At 34.4% G+C, this 25,058-nt stretch carries 26 protein-coding genes; 12 read left to right on the top strand and 14 right to left on the bottom strand.

Going from position 1 to position 25,058, the window contains the following annotated elements; translation table 11 throughout:
- The first annotated feature begins 336 nt into the window (after window positions 1-336).
- Window positions 337-666 carry an ArsR/SmtB family transcription factor gene (locus ACH6EI_RS15870; protein ID WP_033578631.1) on the top strand — a complete coding sequence of 110 codons (330 nt, stop codon included), beginning with the start codon at window positions 337-339 and terminating at the stop codon, window positions 664-666.
- Window positions 667-716: 50 nt separating this feature from the next.
- The gene (locus tag ACH6EI_RS15865) at window positions 717-1,151 is read left to right on the top strand and encodes an ArsI/CadI family heavy metal resistance metalloenzyme (protein WP_033578632.1); all 435 of its coding nucleotides are present in this window, start codon (window positions 717-719) and stop codon (window positions 1,149-1,151) included.
- Window positions 1,152-1,349: 198 nt separating this feature from the next.
- Here the strand turns inward: ACH6EI_RS15865 and ACH6EI_RS15860 are convergent, their stop codons facing one another.
- The 3 genes from ACH6EI_RS15860 to ACH6EI_RS15850 all read right to left on the bottom strand — a co-directional run bounded on the left by ACH6EI_RS15860 (window position 1,350) and on the right by ACH6EI_RS15850 (window position 3,530).
- A complete protein-coding gene (locus ACH6EI_RS15860; protein ID WP_014460635.1) occupies window positions 1,350-1,910 on the bottom strand; it encodes a cysteine dioxygenase in 561 nt (186 codons plus the stop codon).
- Window positions 1,911-1,961: 51 nt separating this feature from the next.
- Window positions 1,962-2,891, bottom strand: coding sequence for a DMT family transporter (locus ACH6EI_RS15855; RefSeq protein ID WP_033578633.1), 930 nt, complete (start codon window positions 2,889-2,891; stop codon window positions 1,962-1,964).
- Window positions 2,892-3,152: 261 nt separating this feature from the next.
- Window positions 3,153-3,530, bottom strand: a complete 378-nt coding sequence (locus ACH6EI_RS15850) for a winged helix-turn-helix transcriptional regulator (RefSeq protein WP_033578634.1) — start codon at window positions 3,528-3,530, stop codon at window positions 3,153-3,155.
- 102 nt (window positions 3,531-3,632) lie between these two features.
- On the opposite strand from ACH6EI_RS15850, the gene ACH6EI_RS15845 reads away from it, so the two are divergent.
- Window positions 3,633-4,292, top strand: coding sequence for an MBL fold metallo-hydrolase (locus ACH6EI_RS15845; RefSeq protein WP_033578635.1), 660 nt, complete (start codon window positions 3,633-3,635; stop codon window positions 4,290-4,292).
- A gap of 11 nt (window positions 4,293-4,303) precedes the next feature.
- The gene (locus ACH6EI_RS15840; protein WP_033578636.1) at window positions 4,304-5,110 is read left to right on the top strand and encodes a carbon-nitrogen family hydrolase; all 807 of its coding nucleotides are present in this window, start codon (window positions 4,304-4,306) and stop codon (window positions 5,108-5,110) included.
- A gap of 139 nt (window positions 5,111-5,249) precedes the next feature.
- On the opposite strand, the gene ACH6EI_RS15835 is transcribed toward ACH6EI_RS15840, so the two are convergent.
- Window positions 5,250-6,293, bottom strand: coding sequence for a PocR ligand-binding domain-containing protein (locus tag ACH6EI_RS15835; protein WP_098999930.1), 1,044 nt, complete (start codon window positions 6,291-6,293; stop codon window positions 5,250-5,252).
- 311 nt (window positions 6,294-6,604) lie between these two features.
- Here ACH6EI_RS15835 and ACH6EI_RS15830 point away from each other — a divergent pair, with 311 nt between their 5' ends.
- Together ACH6EI_RS15830 and dhaK are read left to right on the top strand one after the other, a co-directional pair.
- On the top strand, window positions 6,605-7,738 hold the full coding sequence (locus ACH6EI_RS15830) for a glycerol dehydrogenase (RefSeq protein WP_049163982.1): 1,134 nt from the start codon (window positions 6,605-6,607) through the stop codon (window positions 7,736-7,738).
- A 1-nt stretch (window position 7,739) separates the two neighbouring features.
- Window positions 7,740-9,503 carry a dihydroxyacetone kinase subunit DhaK gene (gene dhaK / locus ACH6EI_RS15825; RefSeq protein WP_108674588.1) on the top strand — a complete coding sequence of 588 codons (1,764 nt, stop codon included), beginning with the start codon at window positions 7,740-7,742 and terminating at the stop codon, window positions 9,501-9,503.
- 417 nt (window positions 9,504-9,920) lie between these two features.
- On the opposite strand, the gene ACH6EI_RS15820 is transcribed toward dhaK, so the two are convergent.
- From ACH6EI_RS15820 to ACH6EI_RS15805, 4 genes are all read right to left on the bottom strand, one after another.
- Entirely contained in the window at window positions 9,921-10,154 is a 234-nt protein-coding gene (locus tag ACH6EI_RS15820; RefSeq protein ID WP_028413804.1) for a hypothetical protein, read from the bottom strand.
- A gap of 737 nt (window positions 10,155-10,891) precedes the next feature.
- Entirely contained in the window at window positions 10,892-11,746 is an 855-nt protein-coding gene (locus tag ACH6EI_RS15815; protein WP_047751880.1) for a hypothetical protein, read from the bottom strand.
- A 428-nt stretch (window positions 11,747-12,174) separates the two neighbouring features.
- Window positions 12,175-13,020: an isocitrate lyase/PEP mutase family protein gene (locus tag ACH6EI_RS15810; RefSeq protein ID WP_108674589.1), complete on the bottom strand. Its 846-nt coding sequence runs from the start codon at window positions 13,018-13,020 to the stop codon at window positions 12,175-12,177.
- 96 nt (window positions 13,021-13,116) lie between these two features.
- Entirely contained in the window at window positions 13,117-13,593 is a 477-nt protein-coding gene (locus ACH6EI_RS15805) for a DinB family protein (protein ID WP_108674590.1), read from the bottom strand.
- 160 nt (window positions 13,594-13,753) lie between these two features.
- On the opposite strand from ACH6EI_RS15805, the gene ACH6EI_RS15800 reads away from it, so the two are divergent.
- From ACH6EI_RS15800 to ACH6EI_RS15790, 3 genes are all read left to right on the top strand, one after another.
- Window positions 13,754-14,665 (top strand): DNA-3-methyladenine glycosylase family protein, encoded by a 912-nt coding sequence (locus tag ACH6EI_RS15800; protein WP_108674591.1) that lies wholly within the window; start codon window positions 13,754-13,756, stop codon window positions 14,663-14,665.
- 332 nt (window positions 14,666-14,997) lie between these two features.
- Window positions 14,998-16,104, top strand: coding sequence for a HesA/MoeB/ThiF family protein (locus ACH6EI_RS15795; protein ID WP_033578641.1), 1,107 nt, complete (start codon window positions 14,998-15,000; stop codon window positions 16,102-16,104).
- A gap of 20 nt (window positions 16,105-16,124) precedes the next feature.
- Window positions 16,125-17,360, top strand: coding sequence for an MFS transporter (locus ACH6EI_RS15790; protein ID WP_372452327.1), 1,236 nt, complete (start codon window positions 16,125-16,127; stop codon window positions 17,358-17,360).
- Window positions 17,361-17,627: 267 nt separating this feature from the next.
- Here the strand turns inward: ACH6EI_RS15790 and ACH6EI_RS15785 are convergent, their stop codons facing one another.
- Window positions 17,628-18,062, bottom strand: a complete 435-nt coding sequence (locus tag ACH6EI_RS15785) for a DUF2269 family protein (RefSeq protein ID WP_028413797.1) — start codon at window positions 18,060-18,062, stop codon at window positions 17,628-17,630.
- A gap of 18 nt (window positions 18,063-18,080) precedes the next feature.
- Complete coding sequence (locus ACH6EI_RS15780) at window positions 18,081-18,431, bottom strand: ASCH domain-containing protein (RefSeq protein ID WP_033579502.1); 351 nt, start codon at window positions 18,429-18,431, stop codon at window positions 18,081-18,083.
- 512 nt (window positions 18,432-18,943) lie between these two features.
- Here ACH6EI_RS15780 and recA point away from each other — a divergent pair.
- Complete coding sequence (gene recA, locus ACH6EI_RS15775) at window positions 18,944-19,981, top strand: recombinase RecA (protein ID WP_028413795.1); 1,038 nt, start codon at window positions 18,944-18,946, stop codon at window positions 19,979-19,981.
- Window positions 19,982-20,332: 351 nt separating this feature from the next.
- On the opposite strand, the gene ACH6EI_RS15770 is transcribed toward recA, so the two are convergent.
- Window positions 20,333-20,806 carry a hypothetical protein gene (locus ACH6EI_RS15770; RefSeq protein ID WP_028413794.1) on the bottom strand — a complete coding sequence of 158 codons (474 nt, stop codon included), beginning with the start codon at window positions 20,804-20,806 and terminating at the stop codon, window positions 20,333-20,335.
- A gap of 204 nt (window positions 20,807-21,010) precedes the next feature.
- The gene (locus ACH6EI_RS15765; RefSeq protein WP_047751219.1) at window positions 21,011-21,463 is read right to left on the bottom strand and encodes a VOC family protein; all 453 of its coding nucleotides are present in this window, start codon (window positions 21,461-21,463) and stop codon (window positions 21,011-21,013) included.
- Between the two features lie 284 nt (window positions 21,464-21,747).
- Here ACH6EI_RS15765 and ACH6EI_RS15760 point away from each other — a divergent pair, with 284 nt between their 5' ends.
- On the top strand, window positions 21,748-22,251 hold the full coding sequence (locus ACH6EI_RS15760) for a DinB family protein (protein WP_028413792.1): 504 nt from the start codon (window positions 21,748-21,750) through the stop codon (window positions 22,249-22,251).
- A gap of 619 nt (window positions 22,252-22,870) precedes the next feature.
- On the opposite strand, the gene ACH6EI_RS15755 is transcribed toward ACH6EI_RS15760, so the two are convergent.
- Window positions 22,871-23,080: a VanZ family protein gene (locus tag ACH6EI_RS15755; protein WP_081732881.1), complete on the bottom strand. Its 210-nt coding sequence runs from the start codon at window positions 23,078-23,080 to the stop codon at window positions 22,871-22,873.
- A gap of 316 nt (window positions 23,081-23,396) precedes the next feature.
- Between ACH6EI_RS15755 and ACH6EI_RS15750 the strand changes: the two genes are divergently transcribed.
- Window positions 23,397-23,546, top strand: a complete 150-nt coding sequence (locus ACH6EI_RS15750; protein ID WP_155017187.1) for a hypothetical protein — start codon at window positions 23,397-23,399, stop codon at window positions 23,544-23,546.
- 333 nt (window positions 23,547-23,879) lie between these two features.
- Here ACH6EI_RS15750 and ACH6EI_RS15745 read toward each other — a convergent pair whose 3' ends face one another.
- Entirely contained in the window at window positions 23,880-24,815 is a 936-nt protein-coding gene (locus ACH6EI_RS15745) for a cation diffusion facilitator family transporter (RefSeq protein WP_098999922.1), read from the bottom strand.
- Window positions 24,816-25,058: the final 243 nt, after the last annotated feature.

Genomic DNA, 25,058 nt, shown 5'->3' with positions numbered 1-25,058 from the left:
CTCCTTATTTCCAAATATAATTATATAAGTATTTGATTATACATTCAACAAAAATATACACTACTATTAAACAAAAAAATTTGATTTATAAAAGTGAGGGAAAAAGCAGTGAGAGTCAACAACTCTGGAAACTTATCGGTTACGTACTTTCGAGCCTATTTTCATTTAGTTATGAACACTCAAGGGATGAACTATAAGGAAGCACAAAGTCTAATCTTTCAGCGTTTTTTTCATCAAGATCCTACGTTAAGAGGGGAAACTACATACAGTAACTTTAAAAAAGCTGCCGAGAGCTTCGAACTTTAAATCAAAAAAAATTGATGAAGGAGAATGACAATGGAAACAGTCAAGGAAGGAAAGCACCCATTTAAACAGTACGAACAAAAATTTAAAGCTCTTGCTGATCAAAAGAGATTAGAAATTATGTATGAGCTCTGCCAGCGAGGACAGACATGCGTATGTGATCTAACTGAATTCTTTGGGATGTCTCAATCTAAACTTTCCTACCACTTAAAGATTTTATTAGAAGCAAACCTCATCACAAAAGAAACAAAAGGGACATGGAGTTATTATGATTTAAATGATAAAGAGGTGAACCACCTCTTATCAGAAGAACTATGCTGCTTGTTTAGAAAAGATACAAGTAAAAGCGGCCCATGCTCTTAATTTACTACATTCCAAATAATATTATTTAGCATGCGAAGGAGGAAGTGTAAATGAAATATGTTCATGTAGGAATTAATGTAACGAATCTAGAGGCGTCCATTAAGTTTTATCAAAAGGTATTTGGCGTTCAACCTGTGAAAACGAAAATAGATTATGCTAAATTCTTGTTAGATGAACCCGGATTAAATTTCACCTTGAACGTACGTGACGATGTAAAAGGTAATCAAGTGAATCATTTCGGCTTCCAAGTAGAAACTCCTGAGGAGATTCATTCTCATAAATCACGACTAGAAAAAGAGGGGTTCTTTGCTCGTGAAGAAATAGATACGACCTGCTGCTATGCTGTGCAAGATAAGTTTTGGGTAACAGATCCTGACGGGAACGAGTGGGAGTTTTTTTATACGAAATCTGATAGTGAGGTTCATAAGACTGAGGATAGCGTTGGAGTGAATGAAAAGTCACCTGCAAGCAACTCATGTTGCTGATGCTTAAATGACAAAAAAGACAGGAAGAAGTAGACTCTTTCTGTCTTTTTTATTTAGCATAAAATCGATTATGTTTAGCGGAGTTTTCTTGCTAAGACAGCTAACTGTAAACAAGAAAATTTCGTGATGCACGTCCTTTAACTCGACTAAGCAGTTATTTTGTTTCTGTATGAGAAACATTCCAAGGGTCAACAAACATCATTCTTGCTTCTTTAATTGAATCTCTCTTACCTTTTGACGAAGATGATCTGGCCACCACGCTCCACAATCATCAGATACAATGCAAGCAGCGCATGTTTTGAAATCATAAACCATCATCTCCTTGATTGGGGGAGAGTAGAGATGAAGAGTAACTAGACCCGCGCCTTCAGCACTCTTCATCTTGTGCACACCTTTCTTGGGAGCAAAAAAAAGCTTACCTTTTCCCTGATGCTGAGAAAACAGCTCTTCTGGCATTTGGTTTTCTTTAACTTCGTAAACCGTATTTATAGTTGTACCATTTACTACTTGAATCCATCCATGCGAATGACCGTGATCGTGAGGAGCACACTCTATTGCTGACCAATTCATAACAAGTAATTCCACTTCGTCATTTTGATAGAGAAGCTTTCTATAGTATGGCTTGTCTTTTGCTGACTGCAATAGTGGTTTTAAATCATTAAAGTTTATATCTAAAGCCAAAAGTGCTTCTCTCAGTTCCAATTTGGTAGGGGAGTCCAAGTTATCTAAAATATGCTTTACCTGTTCAATTAAGCTCATACACGCATTACCTCCTTATGAGCAGCACAAATTTTTGGGTTTTCTGCATAGCTACAATTTTTTGTTTCTCCATGGCAAATACCTTAAAAAAGTTAGTAGTCTTCCATTAGCTACAATTACTCCCACTATAATTATGACTCCTCCTAATATACTGACGGGAATAATCTTTTCCCGTAACAGTAAAACAGCTGTTATCAATGTCGCTACTGGTTCTAAATAAAGGAACACAGATACCTGGGACGCCTCTAAAACCTCTAATGCCTTTGCCCAGTACCAATAGGCAACACCTGAAACGAATACACCGAGAAATAATAAATGAGCCCACTCCACGCTCGTTAAAAAAGGCATGATCTCCCATCCTTTATTTCTTACGAGAAAAGGAGTTGTTAGAGTAAACCCTATTAAACACATATAAAACGTAACAACAAGAGAGGGAAGTTGGATATCCAGCTTTTTTAATAGGACAGAATAGATTGCCCAGTTTAACGTACTTAAAATCATTAACAGGTAACCGATATTAACCGGAAGCTGAAGTGAATGCTGATTGCTAGAAGTGGTCACCAGTAGAACGCCAATAATAGCTACAATAATCCCTGATGCTTTTAATAACGTCATCTTTTCATGCAAAAAAAATACGGAGAGAATGACCGTAAATACAGGAGAAAACGAAATAATCCACCCTGCTGCAGAAGCATTTATTGTGAGAAGTGCTGTTGCCTGAATAACTTGATGAATGAATACTCCAAGGATACCTAACACAATCAAATGAGGAATATACTTGAGCGGAATGTTTAATGGATATCTCTTTAGCACTAATAATACCAATAAAAAAAGTGCCCCAATTCCAAAACGAAGAACAAGGAGTGTGTATGGATCTAGTTTATCTAAAACAGCTTTGGTAGAGACAAAGGAAATTCCCCAAAAACTAATAGACATTATTGCATAGAACGAGGCAGCAAATTTAACCTTTGACGCAATCATAGGATCAATTTTCCTTTCAACAATAAAGGTATCTTTTATTAACTAACATATGCCTTTTCGAAAGGAAAATGAAAAAAATCATGCCATTCTAAAAAAAATAGTAGAAACTTTAGTATTTGTATCGTTATCACTATCTCTTAATCTTCATTAAAACAGCTATAGATGTTATGTATAGAAAACTAAATTTGGGAGTTTATAGCCATGTATAGGCTAAATTCTAAAGAGTCTGTTACCAAAAATAAAAATGCCAACTCTCCTTAATTATTGAGACTCTTTTATTCCTTCTTCCTGCTTGCTTATATAAGCATTGCCCCATTTTTCTAAAGATTTAAGTATTGGAAGAAAACTTTCTCCAAGCTCTGTTAAATAATATAAAACTCTTTTAGGGTTATCGTTTGTTTCTTCTCTTTCTATTAATCCGTCTTTTTCCATATCGCGAAGCTGGAGTGTAAGGATGCGCTGAGTAATACCCGGTATTTCACGGCGCATTGCATTATAATACATAGGTGACTTTGATAACAAAGACAAAATAATGCCTTTCCATTTACCGCCCATAATATGCATCGCTAATTCAATTGGACAGGCTTGCTTTACAGTTAACGTACAAGGGCCGTATTGATCACTTTTAAACTCTGACATTTCCTCACCTCAATGGGGAGTAACAAATTTGTGCCTTCTTGTTACTCCTATTTTTTCTGATTACACTTATGATATCAAATAAATCAGAAGAAGGTGTATGAATTGGAATTTGTTCAAATCTCTGAACATGTTTATAGACTCACTTATGAAACCGTCGTTGGTATCCGAGTTAAGATCAATACATGGTACATAGTGGATGGTGAGGATGTTTATCTCATCGATACCGGAATGGAAGACTATGCATATGCGCAGTTGAATGCAGCAAAATCTTTAGGTATTCCCAAGAGTATCTTGCTGACACATGGCCATTTGGATCACATTAATGGTGCCAAGTATTTAAAAGATCATTTAAATATTCCTATTTACGCACACGAAATTGAAACGCCTTTTATCAATGGCGAAAAACCGTATCCAAACAAGGCAGAAAAAGAAACAACAGGCGTAGAACATCAAGTTGAAGGTTTAAGTGACAATATCATTAAAGCGTTACCCGTAGACGTATATCTAACACCCGGTCATACCCCGGGACATGTCATATACCATCATAAAGATGACAATGTGCTGCTAATTGGAGACTTATTCTTTTCTAATACCGAATCCTTACATCCACCGATTCGAAAGTTCACAGTTGATATGGATGAAAATATTAATAGCGGGCGAATTATAGATAAAATTAAACCCTCTATTATTTCTTCTTCACATGGCGAAGATGTCAAATACAGTAATGATTTATATTCTATTTATAAATTTATCTATGAATAAGAGGGAAAAACATGAAAATACAATTATTTCAAATGGAGATTATTGAAGGAGAAGTTAAGCAAAACGAAAACCGTATTGTATCCTTATTTGCAGAAAAGCTGGATATAGATACGGAAATTGTTGTAATACCTGAAATGTGGAATACGGGTTATGATTTAAAAAATGTAGCAGAAAAAGCTGATATTGACTTACAGAGAGCTTTTCCTTTTATCCAAAGTTTAGCAACTAAACATCGAGTGAATATCATTGCAGGTTCAGTTTCGAATAAAAGGAATGGAAATATTTATAATACAGCCTTTGCAGTATCAAAAACGGGCGAACTGCTCTATCAAAAAGATAAGATACATCTTGTGCCGATGTTAGATGAACATCATTATTTAACAGGTGGAGATGAAGTACCGGAAATATTCAAAATTAACGGTATCAAAACTAGTCAAATTATATGTTACGATTTACGTTTTCCAGAAATCACACGTTTTCCGGCTTCTCAAGGTGCAAAAATCATATTCTACGTTGCACAATGGACTACCAAAAATATAAATCATTGGAGAACACTATTGAGAGCAAGAGCTATAGAAAATGGTGTATACGTCATTGCATGTAACAGCGTGGGGAATGTGAATCATAAAAATCATGCCGGCAACACATACGCTGGACATTCAATGGTCATCGATCCAAATGGAAACATTATAAAAGAGGGGAGAGACAAAGAAGAAATCATAACAGCAGAAATTCATATACAGAAAGTTACAGAACAACAAAAAAACATCCCAATATTTGAAGGCCTGAGACCCAATGTTTATAAGCATGCGGAGTAGAGATTTATATATTATTTATAGCGTAAAGGCCAGCACATGACTGTGTCTCATTGCTTTTCCATACTGAAAAGCACCCTTTTTCAGAATACTAGTATCAGTATGGAAAAGTTATATGTTTCTTACGTCAGGACTGAAAACTCTACATCTTTTCTTGATAATATTTCCGATAGACGTTAGGAGTTATATTTTCATATTTTTTAAATGTCTTGATGTAATATCCAGGATCATTAAAACCTAATTCATCGCTAATCTGTGCAATAGACAAATCCGTTTCTTCTAATAATTGCTTGGACCACTCTATTTTTTTGAGCGAAATAAAAACAGAAAAATTCATACCCGTTTCTTTGGTAAATATACGGCTGAAATAACCTGTGCTAATGTGACATAAATCAGCCATCTTTTGCTGAGATATTTTTTCTCTTTTATGTTTATAAATGTAGTCAAAGGCTGGCTGTAATACTTTGTTTTTACAAACTAAGTGATCGTTAATAGACGTTTTTACATAAGCATTAGTAACTGTGTTGGCTAATTCCTTTTTTATATTTTGAATATTATCTAGAGAATAACCGTAAGAAATATCTTCAGTAGAAACGTCTTCTTTTACTGGAGCCATCTTTTCATATACTTCTAAAATCAAATTTTTATTCATAGCTTCCTCTACAATGTAGTTACAAAGCCTATATAACATTTGAGCAGCTTCGTTAATTTCTGTATAGGATAGAGTAGGAATAGAATCATATAGACGCTGTATTTCCTCATTATTATTTAACTTCTGTTCAAATCCCTTTGATGGAACAGTAAGCATTTGTTCCAATTGAGGATGTTTGTCACCATCCTCAATTTTTACTTCTCCCGCCATGATAGCGCCTACATATTTATCATCAATTATAATGGGAATGGCAATATCGACAATATTCCAGTGGCATAAATAGATATAAGGAGCATTGGTTCTAACTGCCTCTAATCCTCCCCGCGCATCGCACTTTTCACAAAGTTTTGCCGTATCAGGATTTTTACGCATAGTCTCACAAAATGGACGTACACCACTGTGTTGAGAAATGGGCACTCCTTTATAGTTAACCGTAACAATCGCTAATTTTGTAACAAGCGCAAGTGAATCTTGAAGATTTCGCCATTTCTTTAAATCTAGTATTTTATCTAAATTCATGTAAGTAGTTTTCAATGATGTTTTATCTCCCTTGCTTCTACTTCCCATATGGTAGTTTGGATTACCTATTTGAGAATATCTTTATTTTATTCCTGAGTTCGTAAAATAAAAGAGTGTTCAGCGATAAAGTTAACCTCTTTTCAACGTGAACTTAGTAGTATTTTTACCTGAAATAATGTCATAATAATACCATATTAAATGAAGAGAGCAAAAAAATACGATAAAAAGTTGTAAAAACTCGTCATTTAAGACTAATGTAATCTTACACAAAAGATAGTAAAATTCCGATTGTAAGGGATTACAAAGTTAATTAGGAGGTTTTATTTATGAGAAAAGCATTTATTAGTCCTTCAAAATACATTCAAGGTGAAGATGAAATTTTAAATTTAGGTTATTTTGTGAAAACATTTGGTACCTCTGCACTTTTAATAGCACATCCTGAAGATATTAAACGTGTACAAGGCAAATTAGATGCAACAGCAGAAAAATATGGTATTACATTTTTTGAAGGCGGATTCAATGGCGAGTGCTCAAGACCAGAAATTTCTAGATTGCAGGAAATAGCAAAAGAAAACAACTGTGATTGTACAATTGGTTTAGGTGGTGGTAAGGCAATTGATACGGCAAAATGTGTAGCAGAGGGAGAAGGGTTAATTATCGTCCCAACAATTGCTGCTACGGATGCACCTACAAGTCATTCCGCAGTTATCTACACACCAGAGGGTGCTTTTGATGATTACGCATACTTTAAGCAAAGCCCAAGTGTTGTATTAATTGATACAACAGTCATTGCTAATGCACCTACTAGATTCTTAGTATCTGGTATGGGGGATGCGTTATCCACTTATTTCGAAGCAAGAGCAACAGCACGTTCTTTCTCTAATGTAAATGCTGGATTACCTTGTGGAGTGCGTGAGGACGTATGTGCACCAGCAAAAGGTACAAATGCAGCGTTAGTTTTAGCAGAACATTGCTACAACACTCTATTAGAGGACGGGGTTAAAGCAAAAGCAGCAAGCGATCATAATGTTGTTACTCCGGCCTTAGAAAACATTATTGAAGCTAATATTTTATTATCAGGGTTAGGATTCGAAAGTGGTGGATTAGCTGGAGCACATGCCATTCATGATGGGCTTACTCTTTTAGAAAGTGCGCATCACTACTTCCACGGTGAAAAAGTAGCTTTTGGTACATTAGCACAATTGGTATTGGAAAATGCGCCAACTGAGGAAATAGAAGAAGTGTTAGATTTCTGTGTAGCAGTAGGACTCCCAGTTTGTCTTGCTGATATTGGAGTAGAACAAATTACACAAGAAGAGTTAATGGAAGTAGCTAACAAAGCTTGTATTCCAGAGGAATCTATTTATTCTATGCCATTCCCTGTTACTCCAGAGTCAGTAGCTGCAGCTATCCTTGCAGCAGATCAAATTGGAAATGATTATAAGAAGAGGTTAATATAAGATGAAAAAAATTATTAATAAACCAGAAAATGTCGTACTTGAGATGTGTAAAGGAATGGTTCTAGCACATCCGGAACTGAATTTAATTGAAAAATATAAAGTCATTAAAAAAGAGCAAATTAATAAAAATAAAGTAAGCATAATTAGCGGGGGCGGCAGTGGACATGAACCTGCTCACGCTGGATATGTCGGGAAGGGCATGTTAGATGCAGCAGTTTGTGGAGATGTATTTGCCTCACCTTCTCAAATACAGATTTATCAAGCCATTAAAGAAACAGCTAGCGATAAGGGAACTCTACTCGTGATTAAGAACTACAGTGGTGACATGATGAATTTCAAGAATGCTGCTTATCTAGCAGAAGAAGATGGAATTCAAGTGGATTATGTAAAAGTAGATGATGATATTGCTGTACAGGACAGCTTATATACAGTTGGAAGACGTGGAGTGGCTGGTACTGTTCTTGTCCATAAAATAGCAGGTGCTGCAGCAGAACGCGGATATGATCTACCAAAAGTGAAAGAGGCAGCAGAAAATGCTATTGCGAATGTTAAAAGCATTGGTATTGGACTAACTTCTTGTACAGTTCCTGCTAAAGGAACTCCTACTTTTGAGATTGCAGAAGATGAGATGGAATTTGGCGTTGGCATTCATGGAGAACCTGGTATCCGTCGTGAAAAAATTATTTCAGCAGACGAACTTGCAGAGCGCATGGTAACGGCATTATTAAAAGAAATAGGGATAGAAGATGGAAAAGGAGAAGTGGCTGTCCTAATTAATGGATTTGGAAGCACACCTCTTCAAGAACTGTATTTATTAAATCATTCTGTCATTCGTGAACTGTCACGTAGAAAAGTAACGATTGCAAGAACGTTTGTCGGAAACTATATGACAGCCATTGATATGTCCGGTGCTTCTATTTCAATTATGAAATTAGATGAAAACTTAAAGAGTCTTCTATCTGAAGAGTGCGATACTCCTGCGCTAAAACTTAAAGGTGAAGTACCAGCTGTCACTTATGATGAAATCATCGGTACCGCGGAGGCCCCGAAAGTGTCTTATGAGGTGCAAACCAACAAAGAATATTCCGTAGTAACGGAAAATCGACTAACGTTGAATAATATTATTTTTATGGTGGACCAAATGAGTGAATGTATTATTAGAAATGAAATACCGTTTTGTGAATTAGATTCCCATGCTGGTGACGGAGACTTTGGTATGAGTGTTGCTAAAGGGTTCAAACAGTTGAAAGCTGAATGGCACGAAATTCTAGAAAATAAATCAAATGATATTGGCAACTTCTTAGAGGCTTGTTCCATCGTTATCATGGAGCATTGTGGCGGGGCATCAGGGCCTATTTGGGGATCAGCATTTCGTGCGGCTGGAAAGAACACTGAATCTAAAACCGAACTGACTTTAACAGAATTTGCTGAAATGATCCAAGCGTCTGTAAAAGGAATTCAAGCAACAGGAGAACGTTCTTTTGGACGTGGAGCTGTTGTGGGAGATAAAACTTTAATTGATGCCTTAGTACCTTATGCAGATACGTTAACGTCAAGTGCTGCTGAAGGTGAAAGCTTGAAACATGCGCTTGTCAAAGCAGCAGAAGCTGCTGTTGAAGGAGCAAAATCAACTGAACAGATTGTTGCACGTATGGGGCGTGCTGGTACGGTTGGAGAAAGAAGCCTTGGTTATCCGGACGCAGGTGCACATGGATTAGGTGTAATTTTTACTGAAGTAGCTCAAGTAATGCAAGAAAAACAGTAAAATTTGGTATTATCTCCTCTAAGTATAGTGTAAAGAAATTACTCTTTGAGAGTGAGGGTTACACTATATTTAGTGGGGATTTTTTATGGTTCACTAAGGACGAGCTTCAACTGATTTAAACTGGAAGTGGTGAAAATATATCAACAAAGAAGTCAAATCGCGGATATCTAGCTCTAGTCTGTTGAAAGCATAGCTAAGAAAGTACAATAGCCATCCAAGATAGAATCTATGGAACCCGGGGTACAGTTAAACTAACAATAAGATACTATAGAAGAAATAAATACAGTTTGATGACTAGTTACTTCCTTTTATTTTATAGGATGTTTTTAGTTGTTTTAGTCAGTGAACAGGGGGTACGAAATGATTGTACATGTGTAGTACTCCAATTTTATATTGTCAGCTATTAGTAAGTACTAGTTAGAGAAAAACAATTCCAAGTATAAATAAACATATGGTAATAATGTTTATAACATTTTTAGCTTTGTCATCTTCTTTTATTGAAGTTACAAGTTCAAATATTATGACAAGAGTAAGTATAGACAAAGCTATTTGTAGATGTAAGTTAAATGCATATACAGATATTACAATTAGAGCATATATAATACCTAAAATTATATTTTTGTTATTCTTAGTTTTTTCATAATTACTCATTTAAAAACTCCTTATTTAAAAGTATTAGCTGTTCTTTGTTTTTTAAGGGAAGGTGTCAGTAACTAGGAGTAGGGTAAGGAAGATAATAGAAAAGGAAAAGCTATGTATAATATGATTTATATTTTCTTTGTCTGCTTTCTCTCAAGTGGATAATTTTACAAAAGTTTAAAAAATGAATACCTCCTATAATTGCTGTAACTAGCGTGTTTAATAATATCAAATACTTCTTTCTAAGAATTGTAGCAAAAATAAAAAGCTCCCCCAGCACCATTTATTTTAGAAAAACTTGATAAGCAATTTTATTTTTTAATACCCTTTCATCCTTGTTGGGTGAGTACACTGAAAGAGGGGGTAGTCCTCATATCATATTCTATAAAAAGTGTACTAAATATGACTGCCTATAGTTCTGAAACAGTACGTTTTCATAAAGATATTCTATCTAGCTCAACTGTATATTAAAATAAACGTACTAGCTTAATTTATTGCTTGTTGATATGTTGTTAGATATGTATCTGTTTAGAGAAAAATAAAATAACTTACTGATAGTCCTTATGTAGAGCAGAACAAGCAGATTCTTGATTATTAAGAGCCTGCTTGTTTTACTTTACACGTAGCAGTAGATTCTTTATTTACGCTTTTATTGGCAAACAGAGCCCGGCACTGTTCGTCATTAGCAATGGGTCAGAAAAGTGCGTCAGTCTTTTTTCATTCTTAATTAATTACCTGTGGGCTAACGTCTAAATACGCATTAATGCGCCATTAGGCTTTGGTAACTCTTGATCCGTTATCAAATTCATTTTGCAAAAATGCTCAAAAAATTGCTGTGCCTGCTCTCGTTCGTTTGAGTCACTTTTCAATGAAACTATATCAAGCAAAATTTGAGCCATCCATGAATTATCAAAATAACGGTATTTACCTGTATTCCACACCATTTTTTGGGAGTTCTTTTCGTTTATATAATATTTCCAGAAAAGCATCTGATTGGATTCTTGTTCTGTAAGTTGGAGTCTGTACGTTGAATGAGCAGGAATATATCCATCTTCGCAAAGCTTACCGATAAAATTTTCATTGACCATATAGACACCTAAGATGCGTCTGTCTTTTTCAGGCATACTGGAATCTATTGCTGTTAACAAGACAGCGCTATTTTGATGTAGGCGGGTGGGTTTGGTTGGCTTCCCCTTGTAATTACCACTTTTTATTACGCCTGAAAAAACCGTCCACTCTGAAAAAGAACTATTCTGTTCTTCTGTGTCGCACCAAAAAACCATTTGTGATTCGGGATGAAGTTTATGGTTTTTCATAAGTTTTTCATGTCCCCAGCGAAGTTCCTGATTTTTTCGCTGTAATTTTTTTTCTTCTTCCTTCTTCCATTCTTCCTCTTTTCGTTCCGTTTCCTTTTCTTCTAAAATTTTTTCCAGGGAATGAGCAACACTTTTATCATGCAGTTTTAGGTGCTTTCCAAATACATCGGGGAAAACAAATTTTTTGTTTTCTGATGCGAAATTTATTTCAATACTAGAATCATTATATTTAACTATAGTACCTGTTCCAAAATGCTTGTGTGTAACTTTCTTATCGATTAGATTCATCATTCTAGGCCTCCTTATAGAATAAAAACGCGGTTACTACTTAGATAGTAAATTAATAATTTTATTCAACTAACTTACCTTTTGAGTTAACACAATTATTTTAATTTTATTTAAAAAAGAAAAAGCAACCTCAGTCTTTAATGGCATTCGAGTGAGGTTGCTTTTTGAGATAACTCTATAACTTTAGATAAATGATAACATATTTATACGATAACGACTATCTTTTCCATGACGAGCACATGTATAAAAGGGGAGCTTTTTATACATCATATCTTCAATCACCTGAAAGAAAATAGTTGTTATATCAACAATCTATAAAACGTTTTATGGTAACTGTTTAAATATAGTTCAAACAGCAAAAGAACTACTGTATATTTCAGTAGTCCTACCAGTTCTATAAAGGCAAGCTAAATTAAATTTGATAAATTCTATTCAGGAGTCCCAATTAGTTCTGTTATCGCATCATAACTCATATTATCATTCATTAATCGTTGAAAATTATTATCACAAAGGATATCTTCAGTAATTCTTTGTAATAATGTAGCAGTTGCTCTAAAAGGGGCGGATCCAGTACTTAATCTTTCAATACCAACTTGCGATAATGTATTAATAGAAGGCAAGTTTGGCCCAGACAAAAGATTAATGGGACAAGATAGTTCTTGTCGAACTTTTTTAATGGATTCCATGTCATATAGCCCAGGAATAAAAATACAATCTGCTCCAGCCTTTTGATATGCTTTTCCCCTATTGATGGCTTCTTGAAGTCTTAGATCCGGATCTCCTGTATTTAACCAATACAAATCAGTACGCGCATTAATAAATAATGGGGCTTTTAGCGATTTGGATAGTAATCTAATTTCAGATATTTTTTCTACTTGCAACGAAACATCTAAAATAGGACTATCTAAATCTCCCGTCCCATCTTCTAGGTTTATACCAATTCCTCCTGCTAAAATAATTTGTCTTGTATTATCTACCACTTCATTAGTAGACCTGCCATAGCCAGACTCTAGGTCTACACTGACAGGAATATTGACGGAATTAATAATTCTCTTAACAGCTTCTAACATTTGTTCAAAAGGGATTTTTTCACCATCATTATATCCTAAAGACATTGCTATGCCAGCACTGGTTGTTGCAATAGCTGGAAACCCATTTTTCTCAAAAATTTTAGCACTGATAACATCCCAAGCATTAGGCAATACAAAAGTATAGGGTCTTTTGTGAAGTTGCTGAAACGTCTGAAATTTAAGTAACTGCTTTTCATTATTCACAATGGTTCTTCCCCCTTTAAGTAAACAACTTTATGGCTTTGTATGAGCGTTCTTTAGAGCAGAGAAAAATAAAACAACGGGAGATTAATCAGAAACTTAATCCCATATTATAGGACGTTTAACTTTTGCAGTTCTTAAATAATCTAAAAGTTGTCCTGTATGTACTGATTCATGATAAGCCACTCGTAACAACATATCTCCTAACTCTCGAATATATCCCATCTCCGATCGGTCTATCTTTATCTCTGTTAGCTGCTTTTCATTAAGGAGGCCTAAAAACTCTATAAATTTTCCCCTATATGGTTGAGCAAACTTTAATGCTTCTTCAACAGAACTAAATGTTACTGCCTTATAAGGATTATGCTCCTCTGTTAGAGAAAGGTTAAGGGGTTTTTCTAACATTTGATGATAGAGGTATTCTCCTTCAAGAACATGATGTATCATTTCCCTACATGACATTGCTTCTGGATCAGGGCGCCAGTCTAACCTATCTTGAGGTATTGACATCCATACTTTTATACTTCGACGTCTCACTTCTTCAAAGTTTAGTAAAATAAAACTCATCGCATCCATTTTCGCTCACTCCTTTAGTTTTACTATAAATATAACATATCCAAAGTCTTACAATGAAAAATATGGATGGTTTTATAAATATTATCTGTTTATTTAGATTAATCATTAATTTTTTAAGAAAGCCTGTTAATATAGATTTATTAAAAATTGGGAGGAAGTTATGAGACAAAAAATAATTAGAATTAATAAACCAAGCATATATAATTTTGATTTAATTTTAAGGTACATAAAAAACTCGCCCTCTTTTGTAATCGAGAAGGTTATTGAAAACACATATTGTAGAGCTTTTATAATAGGGGGAAGAACGTACCTAGTACTAGTTAGGGACGAAGGAATCGATAGTAAGTACTTGGAAGTTAAAGTTATTGGTGAAGAAGTTAAGAATAATCAGGTTCAACTAGTAAAGGAGAAAATTATCACAATATTTTGTCTGGAACAAGATATAAACAAAGCTCAAAAGTCTACAGCTAATGAATCTAAGATAGGAAAATTAATAAAAATGTACGAAGGGTTTAGACCTGTTTTATTAGGAAGTGTCTACGAATCCATCATATGGGCAATCATCGGTCAACAAATTAGTGCAAAAGTTGCTCATAGGATTAAAAAGAGTTTGTTAGAAAAAACAGGAGCTAAAATAATAATTAATAACTGTGAATATTATACAGATTTATGCCCCCACAAGGTGATGAAGTTAAATATAAACCAACTTCGTGACTTAAAGCTAAGTCAAAGGAAAGCTGAATATATTCATGAAATAACTAAAGCCATTATAGATGAAGAGCTAGACTTAAGTTGCTTATATTTATTAGATCGTGAAGGGGGTTGTAGCTATTTAATGAAACATAGAGGTATAGGAAAATGGACGGCAGAGTCAATACTAATGAGAGGTATAGGACGTCAAGACATTCTACCCGCAGGAGATTTAATTATACGTAAAGTAGTAGGAGAGATTTATGAGTATAACGAATTATTAACAGAATCACAAGTTAGAAAAATATCTACTCAATGGAAAACTGCGGAAACCTGGATTACTCATCTATGCTGGTTTTACATGCAAGAAAAAATATTATAAATGGAATATTTGTCGGTTTAAAATAAACGAAAAAAAGTATAATTTACCTGTTTTTGTTTGAATATTATAAAAATTGGATTTAATTGTTGAAAATGCCTTTTTAATGCAATATTATAAATATATCTTTTAAGAAATGGAGGTGTTAGTTATGAAGGTAAAAGTTAAGAAAACAACTAATAAAGCTGCGGTATTAAACGGTATTCCAGGCTAAAACGTTATCATTATGTGAACTACTTACTTATTGTTTAAACTTCAAGTCTGTAAATATAGGGAACTATCATATGATAGTTCCCTATTTCAATAATTAAGAGAAATGGAGTGAAATGTAGAAAATGAAACCTAAGTTCAAAGAGACAATCCCTGTATTTTTTATAAATGATGAAATCCATATTGGTGAAGAAGATGGAGTAGCAGGAGTTATTGAAGATCCCAGTGGAAGTATTAAGTATTTAATTTCTCTTATTAATGGAAAAAATTCTATAGAAGAAATAATACATTTAGTCCAAGAAAAGTATCCAAACATAAAAGAAAATGAGGTATTGGAAGGGATAAAGGCATTAGATACAGAGAAATATTTAGAAGATAATTCTTTGAATCCTCAATCTATAGGAGATTATGAACTCGAAAGATACAAAGCAAACCTTAATTATTTTTCGCTTTTTACGTCTTTAGAGGACAATAAGTACAATGTGCAAGAAACTATCATAAATACAAAGGTTGCTTTGCTCGGAATCGGAGGTTTAGGTAGTCAAATACTATATCATCTATCTGCATTAGGTTTTCATAACATTAATGCATTGGATTTTGATACTTTGGAATTAAGCAATTTTAATAGACAGTTGTTATATTCTGAAAAAGATATTAATAAGTTAAAAACGGAATTAGCAAAGGAAAGAATATCGCGTTTTAATCCTAATGTTAAGTTAAACGTTACTAATAAGCGTATAGAATGTGCTGAAGATGTAATGGCACATATTGAAGGTAGTGATTATGTAATTTGTGTAGCCGATAAACCAACCCTTCATATACAGGACTGGGTAAATGAAGCAGTAGTGAAGTTAGGAAAGCCGTTAGTTTCAGGTGGAGTCCTAAACACAAGGGGCAGATTTTATTCTATGTTACCAGGAAAAACTGGGTGTGTAGAGTGTCATAAACAAACCATAATTGAAAGTGATGTTATAGTTAATAAGCAACTTGACAGTATGCATCAGATAAATTTCCAACGAAATAATGCTGCGATTAGTCCTAATGTAGCTATGTTGGCTGGTGCTATTGTAAATGAATTTTTAGGGTTGGTAACAGGTATTCAAACTCCAACATCATTAGGGAAAATGATGGAATTAAATTTCCTTACATATCAAACTTACCCTATTTCAGAGTGGAATAAGAAAGAGGATTGTCCAGTTTGCCATTCCGCACCTGTAACAGCAGGTAAATAATTATGATGGGGGGGTAAATGTTGAAATCTTATGAAGTACTAAAGAACAGAGATTTTTTATGCTTATTTTTAAGTGCCACAACAAGTAAGTTGGGCACGTCTTTTTTTCAAATCGCACTGCCTTTATTAGTATATGATTTGACTAAATCACCAAGTTTAATGGCATTAACATTTGTTTTAGAAATTACGCCTCAAGTATTGTTTAGTTTGTTAGGCGGAGCCTTAGCTGATCGTATAAGTAAGAAATACATTTTATTAATAGGTGATATTTTATCAGCCATTTTAATTATTATCATACCTCTTGCAGCTTTAATAAACGTGTTAGATATATGGATTGTATATGTGGTAGCTTTTTTAATATCAGCTGTGAGTGCATTTTATCATCCAAGTTTTGAATCGGTCATACCAGAAATTTTAGAAGGTGAAAATTTAATACAGGGTAACTCTTTATTCAAGTTATCAGAGACAATTACAACCTTTGCAGGCCCTTCAATAGCAGGCATTTTAATTGCTTTGGTTGGAACTCATAACTTATTATATTTTAATTTTTTCACGTATTTTCTTTCTGGAATATTCATTGGCTTAATAACTAAGAAATATAAAAGCCAAAATCCAGTTAATAGTTCTATAATGAATTCAATAGCTGAAGGAGTTAAATACGTTATAAATACTAAAAAGATTTTGATAGGGACTATTCTCATATTCTTAATCAATGTGGGTTATGGTGCTATGGAAGCTTTATTTATGTTTCATCTAAAGGATAATTTACATTTATCGGCACAGTATATTGGTTTAATATTTTCCCTACAAACCTTAGGGTCATTTGTAGCAATTTATGCTGCAAATAAACTAAATAAATTACCACGGGGAAATATAATTATCTATTGTGGTGTAATAATAGGTTTAGGTCAAACTATCCTTACTTTTTCAAACACTGCAGTTATTTTGTTAATAGTCTGTAGAATTGTAATTGTCGGTTCGGTAACATTATTAGCAATTAATTGGTTTACCCTTAGGCAAGAGATTGTACCATCAGCCTTATTGGGAAGAGTAATTAGTTCAACTCGTATGTTAGCTTTTTTGGCTTTACCAATTAGTGGAATGTTAGCAGGTGTTGCAGCTGAATATATTAGCGTCTCTTTAATTTTTATTTCAGCAGGCATCCTAACGATTGTGGCGTCTTTAATCGGCATTAAGACCTCTCTATTTGAGACCCAACAATCTATAGATCAACCTATTAATAGTAGCAACAAGTAGATAATTACTTGGGTTGACTTGAAACATATTGATATTTAGTGTATTCTTCTATAAGAACTTCATACTTGGAGTTTAAACAATAAGTAAGAACCCCTTTAACATACGGTTAATAGGGGTTTTTAATTTTTAATCCAAATGTGCATCTGATATACAAGCAAAAATCTTTTTTCATACCGAAAATACGAGTTATGTTAAGTAAAACGTACAGTATTTGATGAAAATAATCAGTTTAACTATTTACTCTTAGTGATGACAAATGGATGGGTGTCACCAAAAAGTTGGCTTACCGACCATAAACCAAAGCATAGTCATTAATAGAATGATATAAATCCAAATAGATCGCTCTAGTTTAGTTGCCAGTTCTTTTTTATTTTGTCCTTCCTCCTTGTACTTTCGAAGTGTTGGTGAAAAAGCACGGGCCAGAAAGAACAAGGAGCAAAAAAGGAAAATCAGTGTCATTATAATCCACGGCGTAGTCCACGTCCATGGGCCACACATAACGAGGAGTATCCCTGTGATAACAAGAACATGGCCCGTATGTTTTGCGAGCCTAACAACAGATTGAAATGTGATCAAATAGGCATTCATTTCTTGTTCTCTTGAACTATGTAGTTTTTTAACAATTGGCAAGAGAATAAAAAAAGGACCAATCGATAAAATGACACTAGAAACATGAATATATACTAATATACGGTACAACAAATCCATTTCTTTTACCTATCAATCGTTAACTAATCTGAACTCATGCACCCATACCCTCATTTGCGGAAGCCAAGGCATCCCAGGATGATAAGACAAAATAGATTGTTTATATTCCTCTACTGTAGCATAGCCTTCCTGGCGAGCATTTTCATCTGTTAATTCACCTAGTGATTGAGAATAAACTCGTTCCACTACAAATTTTTGATCTTCTAAAACCATTATCTCTCCTACATCAGCATATCTTCCATTTCGGCGAGTTGCTGTTTTGCTGCCTTTGATTACTTTATTTACATCATCCGGCATTGTTACAAGTCGATCGATTGTACATGTTTTTGGTGGCAATTCATTTTGTGCTTCATGGTTACTCATTAAAAAAACTCCTTTCATTTCTTGTCTCTTATTTAATGTATCACATTTTTAATAACGAATTTCATTTGAATTTATTAGGTGGAAATTTTCTCTAATAAATCTATTATAATTTATCCCTTTTCTTATTCGATAGTCCAAGTACATAACATAATGTATATAAGAGAATGAATTATTCTTTGTTCGTATAATAAGGGTTATTTTATAGATTAAAGTTTCAATAACTGTAAGTATTAAAGGTATAAACCTACTTTTTACAAAAAAGATATTTCTTTGGCTGGCTTGTACAAAACTTTCTCCTTTACAACTAGATGCGTTTATTGTATGATTACACAACAGGAACATTTGTTCGATATTAAGGGTTTAGAGATAAATAAAGGAACAACAGAATAAACCAAGACAGTTAAACACAAAATTTTCTCGCACGGAGCAAAAACATTTGAGCCAATCCTTATTATTTATCCATATACATTGTCGTTTACTGTAAACGTACTAACAATCGGAGGTTTTAAATTATGAATGATAAACAAGCAGCACTAGATATGGCTCTAAAACAAATTGAAAAACAATTCGGTACAGGATCAATTATTAAGATGGGGGAAGGCACACATACAAAAGTTGAGGCATCTAGCTCAGGCTCATTAGCTTTAGATATCGCTCTTGGAATTAATGGTTATCCAAAAGGAAGAATCATGGAAGTGTACGGACCCGAAAGCTCAGGTAAAACAACAGTTTCCTTACATGCGATTGCAGAAGTACAAAAAAATGGAGGTCGAGCTGCCTTTATTGATGCTGAACACGCACTTGATCCAGTTTACGCAAGAAAACTAGGTGTAGATATTGATGAGTTACTGTTATCTCAACCAGATACTGGTGAGCAGGCACTTGAAATTGCTGAAGCATTAGTTAGAAGTGGTGCTGTAGATATTATTGTTGTTGACTCAGTAGCAGCATTAGTTCCTCAAAAAGAAATTGAGGGAGAAATGGGAGATTCTCACGTAGGTCTACAAGCTCGTTTGATGTCTCAAGCCCTTCGTAAACTATCTGGAGCAATTAATAAGTCTAAAACCATTGCTATTTTCATCAATCAAATCAGGGAGAAAGTAGGCGTTATGTTTGGAAATCCTGAAACAACGCCAGGCGGAAGAGCGCTAAAATTCTATTCTTCCGTTCGCCTTGAGGTTCGCCGTGCTGAACAACTTAAACTGGGAAATGACATAGTTGGTAACAAAACAAGAATTAAAGTAGTCAAAAATAAGATGGCACCTCCTTTCCGCATTGCTGAAGTAGATATTATGTATGGAGAAGGTATCTCAAGAGAAGGAGAAATCTTAGATATTGGTTCTGAAGTAGATATTGTTCAAAAGTCTGGATCTTGGTTTTCTTATAATGGGGAACGTTTAGGGCAGGGACGAGAAAACGCTAAGGTTTTCTTAAAAGAAAACCCTGAAATCAGAGAAGAAATTAGAAAAAACATTATTGATTTTAAATATGGTAATACTGACAACGATAATGATATTGATAACGATAGCGATAGTGAAAACGAAAGCTAATAAAAGCTTAAAATGCCTTTCCCGGCAGCTTCAAGCCCATCCATTTCACTGATTTCACTTCATTATTTTGGTCATTTTATGCGATTTATAGTAGGCAGCAGGGAGCTGATATTTTCTTAATTCAAAAGGAGCTTGGCCACAGTAATCGTAAAATAACGGAACGTTATCTAGAAAAGGTTTTGCAGAGAAAACAAAAAATTGGGCTACTGTGGAAGGAACAAGATTTCTAATTGAGATACTGTTGTCTAAAGCGCTATACTAGACTTTTTATTGCAATCTTTTTAAACAGAAAAATTCTTATAGCAAACAAACAGAACCCTATTTAATTAAATAGGGTTCTGTTTAATTAGATCAAGGTCTATGGAAGTTGACCGTTTTCTCATCGTCCCCCGTGCGTTCAAACCAACCTCTAAAGGCCCAGTTATCATAACCTCCATCACCTTCATTAATAAACGTTCCTTCTTCAAATATCCAGACCCCAAACGTGATACCATCATAATCTACGGTATCAAAATATTGTACACCTTGTAACTGGTCGGAATTATAACCTTGACTTAAATTCATTACTATCACATTATACTGCTGACCCGATTCAAAGAAAGCTTTTTCCATCGCTCCCTTAACAAAACCACTTCGATTGTCGGCCGTTTTAGCCGCATCTGCAATCGCTTGTCCTATGGCTACTGGATCAATCGCTACGTCTCCTCCAACTTCTGCAGCTTCTGCGGAGCCAGCAGAACCTCCTAAATTCGGTAGAGCTAATGGCGTCGCTAACATAGCTAAACCTACAGCAGAAGCTACAACAGCTTGTTTCGCTCTTCTCATTTGATCTCCTCCTATTTTAGTTGATTCTTAGAACTAATACCCTTTTTATGAATATTAAAACAAAAATTCCATAATTAAGTATATATAGGGGGGCGAAAAAGTAAAATAAAGGTTTGAAAAAACCTGAAAATAATCTCGATCTATTGAAGATTCAGATAGGTTAAACGTACATTTCAGTAAAGACTTTTATAAAACGTCACTTACTTATTTGTTACTGAGTTGCTCTGCCAAACCGATTAAAAGTCCTTCTACTCCACGAATGTAGCAGAGACGATACGAGTCCTCGTACTGAACCACTTCGCCAACGAGCTGAGCGCCATATCTAGTAAGTCTGGACACCATTTCGTCAATGTCTTCAACAGTGAACATGACGCGTAGATAGCCGAGAGCGTTTACAGGAGCATTCCGGTGATCTGATATAGTAGGTGGGCTGAGAAATCGCGAAAGTTCAATCCGACTGTGACCATCCGGGGTGACCATCATCGCAATCTCTACACGCTGAGAACCCAATCCCGTTACGCGGCCACCCCATTGACCTTCGACGGTGGCCCGCCCTTCGAGACTCAAGCCAATCTCCTTAAAGAAAGAAATTGCGTCATCAAGGGATTCTACAACGATGCTGACATTGTCCATTCTTAGTAGGTTGTTTTTTTCCATAGTTTTATCTCCTTATGTGTAAAATTTTATTATCTGTCCATTTTCATAATCATTCTATTTAAAAGTTACAAATTCCTTTCAAACAAAACATTCCTATCCTGTCACTAGGCCATATTTGTTGTATACTTTATATTTTTTGTAGAAAAATGATCTATTTGTCATTAATACACGAAGTACTTTATCATTTACTTAACTAATTAATGAAAAAATGGGTGTAATAATAATTCTAAAGAGTGTATAGTAAAGAATAATTTTTCATTATATGTCTGAGAGGTGGGATTGTTATGGAAAAGCTAGAATATGAATGGGTAAAACAAGCACGACAAACTTTATTAGAGCAGTGTAGAGAATTGAGTGAAGGTGACTTGACGAAAGAGTTTGCATTTGGTTTTCAAAATATTAGAGATTCTCTAGTTCATGTGGCAGGTTGCTACCATGCTTGGTTAGGTTCTTTTGTGCTTTCAGAAACATCATCACCACTATTCACAAAAGAAGTAATTAATACTATGAAAATAGACGATATTCAGCATTATTTTCAACAGGCTGATAGATATGTAGAAAAAGTATTGGAGCAATTCACAGATAAATTTGATGAGTCTATCGAAAAAGAACTTGCTTGGAGAGCAAACAGTGGTTTTGTAAGAAAGACACCTCGTCAATTGCTTACCCATTCAATTACTCACGAATCACATCATAAAGGACAAATTGTAGTTATGTTACGTCTATTAGGGCATACACCTAAAAATACGGACATATTGGGATTACCTGAAAAAGAACCTTTCAAATAATAAATTAAGAAATCATTTCACGAAGAGCATATTTGCAGTCCTAGCTTATATTTGGATGTTCCAAGAGGCCGTGATCGGGCTTCCTGAAATTGTGCAAAACATCTCGCGTGTGCTGGATATTGGTGAACGTGTTGCTGAAGACGTTCACAGCTAGAATCACAAAAATTTAACCAACCATCGTTGTTACGCTATCCACTAAATTATTGTTGTTGTCTTTTCAGAGAAATAAATCCATAAATATAAGTTGGAGGGTTTTAATGAAAAAAATATTTCTTCTAATGGACTCTGAGGAAAAGGTATCTTCTTATTTCATCTAGATAACGGAATGAGCGTTAAATTCAGTGGTATTTAGTAATATCAAGTTGGGAAATTTTGTAGAAAAAGAACTATTTTGTCGTCACTAAGTGTAAATAGTAAAAAATAAATAATAAATAAAATACTTTATCAATTACTTAACTAAAAAAACTTAAGTAAGGTTGCTTTTTAAAAACAGAGTCATCACAATGTTTATTTTTAAAGTTATATGTATATGAATCTACAAATCTGGCCAGACTAATAACGTATTCCCAACAGAACAACCTACTGTACAGGAGGTTATTCTGTTTTATAAATTATATACTTAGTTACCATCAACCAGCTTATTGGAACAAAAAGGGCATCTATCTATATAGTCGCCCTTTTTTATTTTACTGGCTTGCTTATTTATTAAAAGAACCACATAACTTATAACTGTTCCAAACATATTAAGTAGAACATCGTCTATATCTAAGCTACGTCCCATGAAATATTGAATAAATTCAATTAAACATGTAACAGATAAATCTAAGATTGTTACTTTTTTTACTTAACGAAACTTTCTTGATAGGGGTTTATTTTTATAGAATCCTTCAAAAAGGTTGCTGTAGACCCACTTGAACTTGCTTTGTTAGGATAAAAGAGAGGAAACATTATGGAGTCCTGTAGTAGATATCTCCATTCTCGCAAATTCCATCTTGGGAGTAGACGCTGCTCATGATATAACAGCTAAAGTAGAGAATACATTAGCATAAGAACACAGTATAGAGGGTGCTAACTTACATGTGGAAACAAGCCAAATAGTAAACATGCCCATTAAAACGAATACATAAAGGGAAGGAATTAATCATATGGAATTAGGATATAAGAAAAACATACAGCTTAAAGATAGAGATTTAAAGTATAAAATAAAAGATAGTGAGGAAACAATTGAATTGATTGTTTTTATTGCACTTTTAAGTGTGATTTTTATTATTAATACTTTCTTTAAATTCTTATAGTCTTTTTTACATGTGATTGTATGAAAAGATATAGTATGTATGTCTGGACGTGCATATTATAGTAAAAAGCCACCTTTACTTCAAATACTAGATGGCTTTTTATTTTATTAACGATAATAATTTCTTTAACACTCTGCAATAGATTTGAATATTTTGTTCGTGAAAATATATCTTTTTTAAAACACAAAAACTCATTCATAATGTAAGAAAGAGCTGGGAAATAATAATTCGTAAAAGTGAGTCATGATTTTTTTGTCTGTTGACCTATACATTTAGTTTATTATCGACAGCAATATTCTTCAGGGTTTACACATATAAAAACACCAAGTTGTATTAGTGATGACCTTCACGTTTGGTGGTAGAGCAAATAGCTGACTCATCATGAGGGTGCTCTTCGTTTTCTAACTGGATAGTTGCATGCTCAATTTCTTGATGTTGAAGTTTGGATTCAATTTCTCTTAATATGACCTGACTTTCCAGGAAACTTATTTGATTATTTAACACCACATGACAGGATAATGCATTTTTCCCACTAGTTATACTCCAAACATGTAAATCGTGGACATTTAGTACACCTTTAACTGCATGAATTGTTTCCATTACTTTTTCTAAAGAGATTCCTTTCGGTGTACCTTCCATTAAAATTTCTATTGTCTGCTTTACAATTTTCCATGCGCCCAAAGCAATTAAGAATGCAATAAGAACACTTAGGATTGGATCTACGATATTCCAGCCAGTGAATAGGATAATAAGTCCTCCGATAATAACTCCTGCCGAAGCCATTGCGTCCCCAATCATATGAAGTACGGCGCTTTTCACATTGATGTTGTCTTCCTTCCTTAAGCCAAGACCTAAGTAAAGGTTCATGGCTAAACCAACAGATGCACTAATAAACATCCATGTACTTCCCACTGGTTGGGGATCCTTAAAGCGATCAATCGCTTCGTATAGTATGACAACAGCAATAACAATTAACGTCATGGCATTAATAAAAGCAGCTAGTATCCCTGAACGGTGATACCCGTAAGTGAAATTTTCCGAAGCTGGCTTTTGGGCTTGGTGCATAGCAAACCACGATAGCCCTATGGCTGCAATATCTGTAAGTACATGTCCAGCATCAGAAAGTAGGGCTAAGCTGTGTGAAATGAATCCTCCAATTAATTCGACTACCAGGATAATTAAAGTAAGAAAAAATGCTAATTTCATTTTCCCAATCGGAGCATGGGAGTGAAATACATCTCCGTGGTCGTGATTGTGGTTGTTTCCCATAAAAATCTCTCCTTGCTGCAAAAACATGATCATTGTTTGAAAAACCGTTATTTCTCTTGTTCTGGATTTCACTAAAAGTAGTTTATTCAAAAAACTCAATGGGTGGATCTTTAAATCCCCGAAAGCCTTATATACTAAAGATTCCTTTTAAGACAGTAGATATAGAATGTTAATTCTTTTATGATGGGATGGTGCTTTTAAGTTCTGGGAAACCCTAACAGAAGCTTCATCATTTAAAGATTT

This window comes from Priestia sp. JSM ZJ58 (assembly GCF_044383985.1).
In the GTDB taxonomy this organism is placed as follows: domain Bacteria; phylum Bacillota; class Bacilli; order Bacillales; family Bacillaceae_H; genus Priestia; species Priestia zanthoxyli.
The sequence above is the reverse complement of the archived record's forward strand: the minus strand, read 5'-3'. Positions and strand labels throughout refer to the sequence as shown.

What these genes read in the sequence shown, in the direction of transcription:
- ACH6EI_RS15870 (WP_033578631.1), top strand. Translation starts at nt 337, where the DNA reads ATGGAAACAGTCAAGGAAGGAAAGCACCCATTTAAACAGTACGAACAA.
- ACH6EI_RS15865 (WP_033578632.1), top strand. Translation starts at nt 717, where the DNA reads ATGAAATATGTTCATGTAGGAATTAATGTAACGAATCTAGAGGCGTCC.
- ACH6EI_RS15860 (WP_014460635.1), bottom strand. Translation starts at nt 1,910, where the DNA reads ATGAGCTTAATTGAACAGGTAAAGCATATTTTAGATAACTTGGACTCC.
- ACH6EI_RS15855 (WP_033578633.1), bottom strand. Translation starts at nt 2,891, where the DNA reads ATGATTGCGTCAAAGGTTAAATTTGCTGCCTCGTTCTATGCAATAATG.
- ACH6EI_RS15850 (WP_033578634.1), bottom strand. Translation starts at nt 3,530, where the DNA reads ATGTCAGAGTTTAAAAGTGATCAATACGGCCCTTGTACGTTAACTGTA.
- ACH6EI_RS15840 (WP_033578636.1), top strand. Translation starts at nt 4,304, where the DNA reads ATGAAAATACAATTATTTCAAATGGAGATTATTGAAGGAGAAGTTAAG.
- ACH6EI_RS15830 (WP_049163982.1), top strand. Translation starts at nt 6,605, where the DNA reads ATGAGAAAAGCATTTATTAGTCCTTCAAAATACATTCAAGGTGAAGAT.
- dhaK (WP_108674588.1), top strand. Translation starts at nt 7,740, where the DNA reads ATGAAAAAAATTATTAATAAACCAGAAAATGTCGTACTTGAGATGTGT.
- ACH6EI_RS15820 (WP_028413804.1), bottom strand. Translation starts at nt 10,154, where the DNA reads ATGAGTAATTATGAAAAAACTAAGAATAACAAAAATATAATTTTAGGT.
- ACH6EI_RS15815 (WP_047751880.1), bottom strand. Translation starts at nt 11,746, where the DNA reads ATGAATCTAATCGATAAGAAAGTTACACACAAGCATTTTGGAACAGGT.
- ACH6EI_RS15805 (WP_108674590.1), bottom strand. Translation starts at nt 13,593, where the DNA reads ATGGATGCGATGAGTTTTATTTTACTAAACTTTGAAGAAGTGAGACGT.
- ACH6EI_RS15800 (WP_108674591.1), top strand. Translation starts at nt 13,754, where the DNA reads ATGAGACAAAAAATAATTAGAATTAATAAACCAAGCATATATAATTTT.
- ACH6EI_RS15795 (WP_033578641.1), top strand. Translation starts at nt 14,998, where the DNA reads ATGAAACCTAAGTTCAAAGAGACAATCCCTGTATTTTTTATAAATGAT.
- ACH6EI_RS15780 (WP_033579502.1), bottom strand. Translation starts at nt 18,431, where the DNA reads ATGAGTAACCATGAAGCACAAAATGAATTGCCACCAAAAACATGTACA.
- recA (WP_028413795.1), top strand. Translation starts at nt 18,944, where the DNA reads ATGAATGATAAACAAGCAGCACTAGATATGGCTCTAAAACAAATTGAA.
- ACH6EI_RS15770 (WP_028413794.1), bottom strand. Translation starts at nt 20,806, where the DNA reads ATGAGAAGAGCGAAACAAGCTGTTGTAGCTTCTGCTGTAGGTTTAGCT.
- ACH6EI_RS15765 (WP_047751219.1), bottom strand. Translation starts at nt 21,463, where the DNA reads ATGGAAAAAAACAACCTACTAAGAATGGACAATGTCAGCATCGTTGTA.
- ACH6EI_RS15760 (WP_028413792.1), top strand. Translation starts at nt 21,748, where the DNA reads ATGGAAAAGCTAGAATATGAATGGGTAAAACAAGCACGACAAACTTTA.
- ACH6EI_RS15750 (WP_155017187.1), top strand. Translation starts at nt 23,397, where the DNA reads ATGGAATTAGGATATAAGAAAAACATACAGCTTAAAGATAGAGATTTA.
- ACH6EI_RS15745 (WP_098999922.1), bottom strand. Translation starts at nt 24,815, where the DNA reads ATGGGAAACAACCACAATCACGACCACGGAGATGTATTTCACTCCCAT.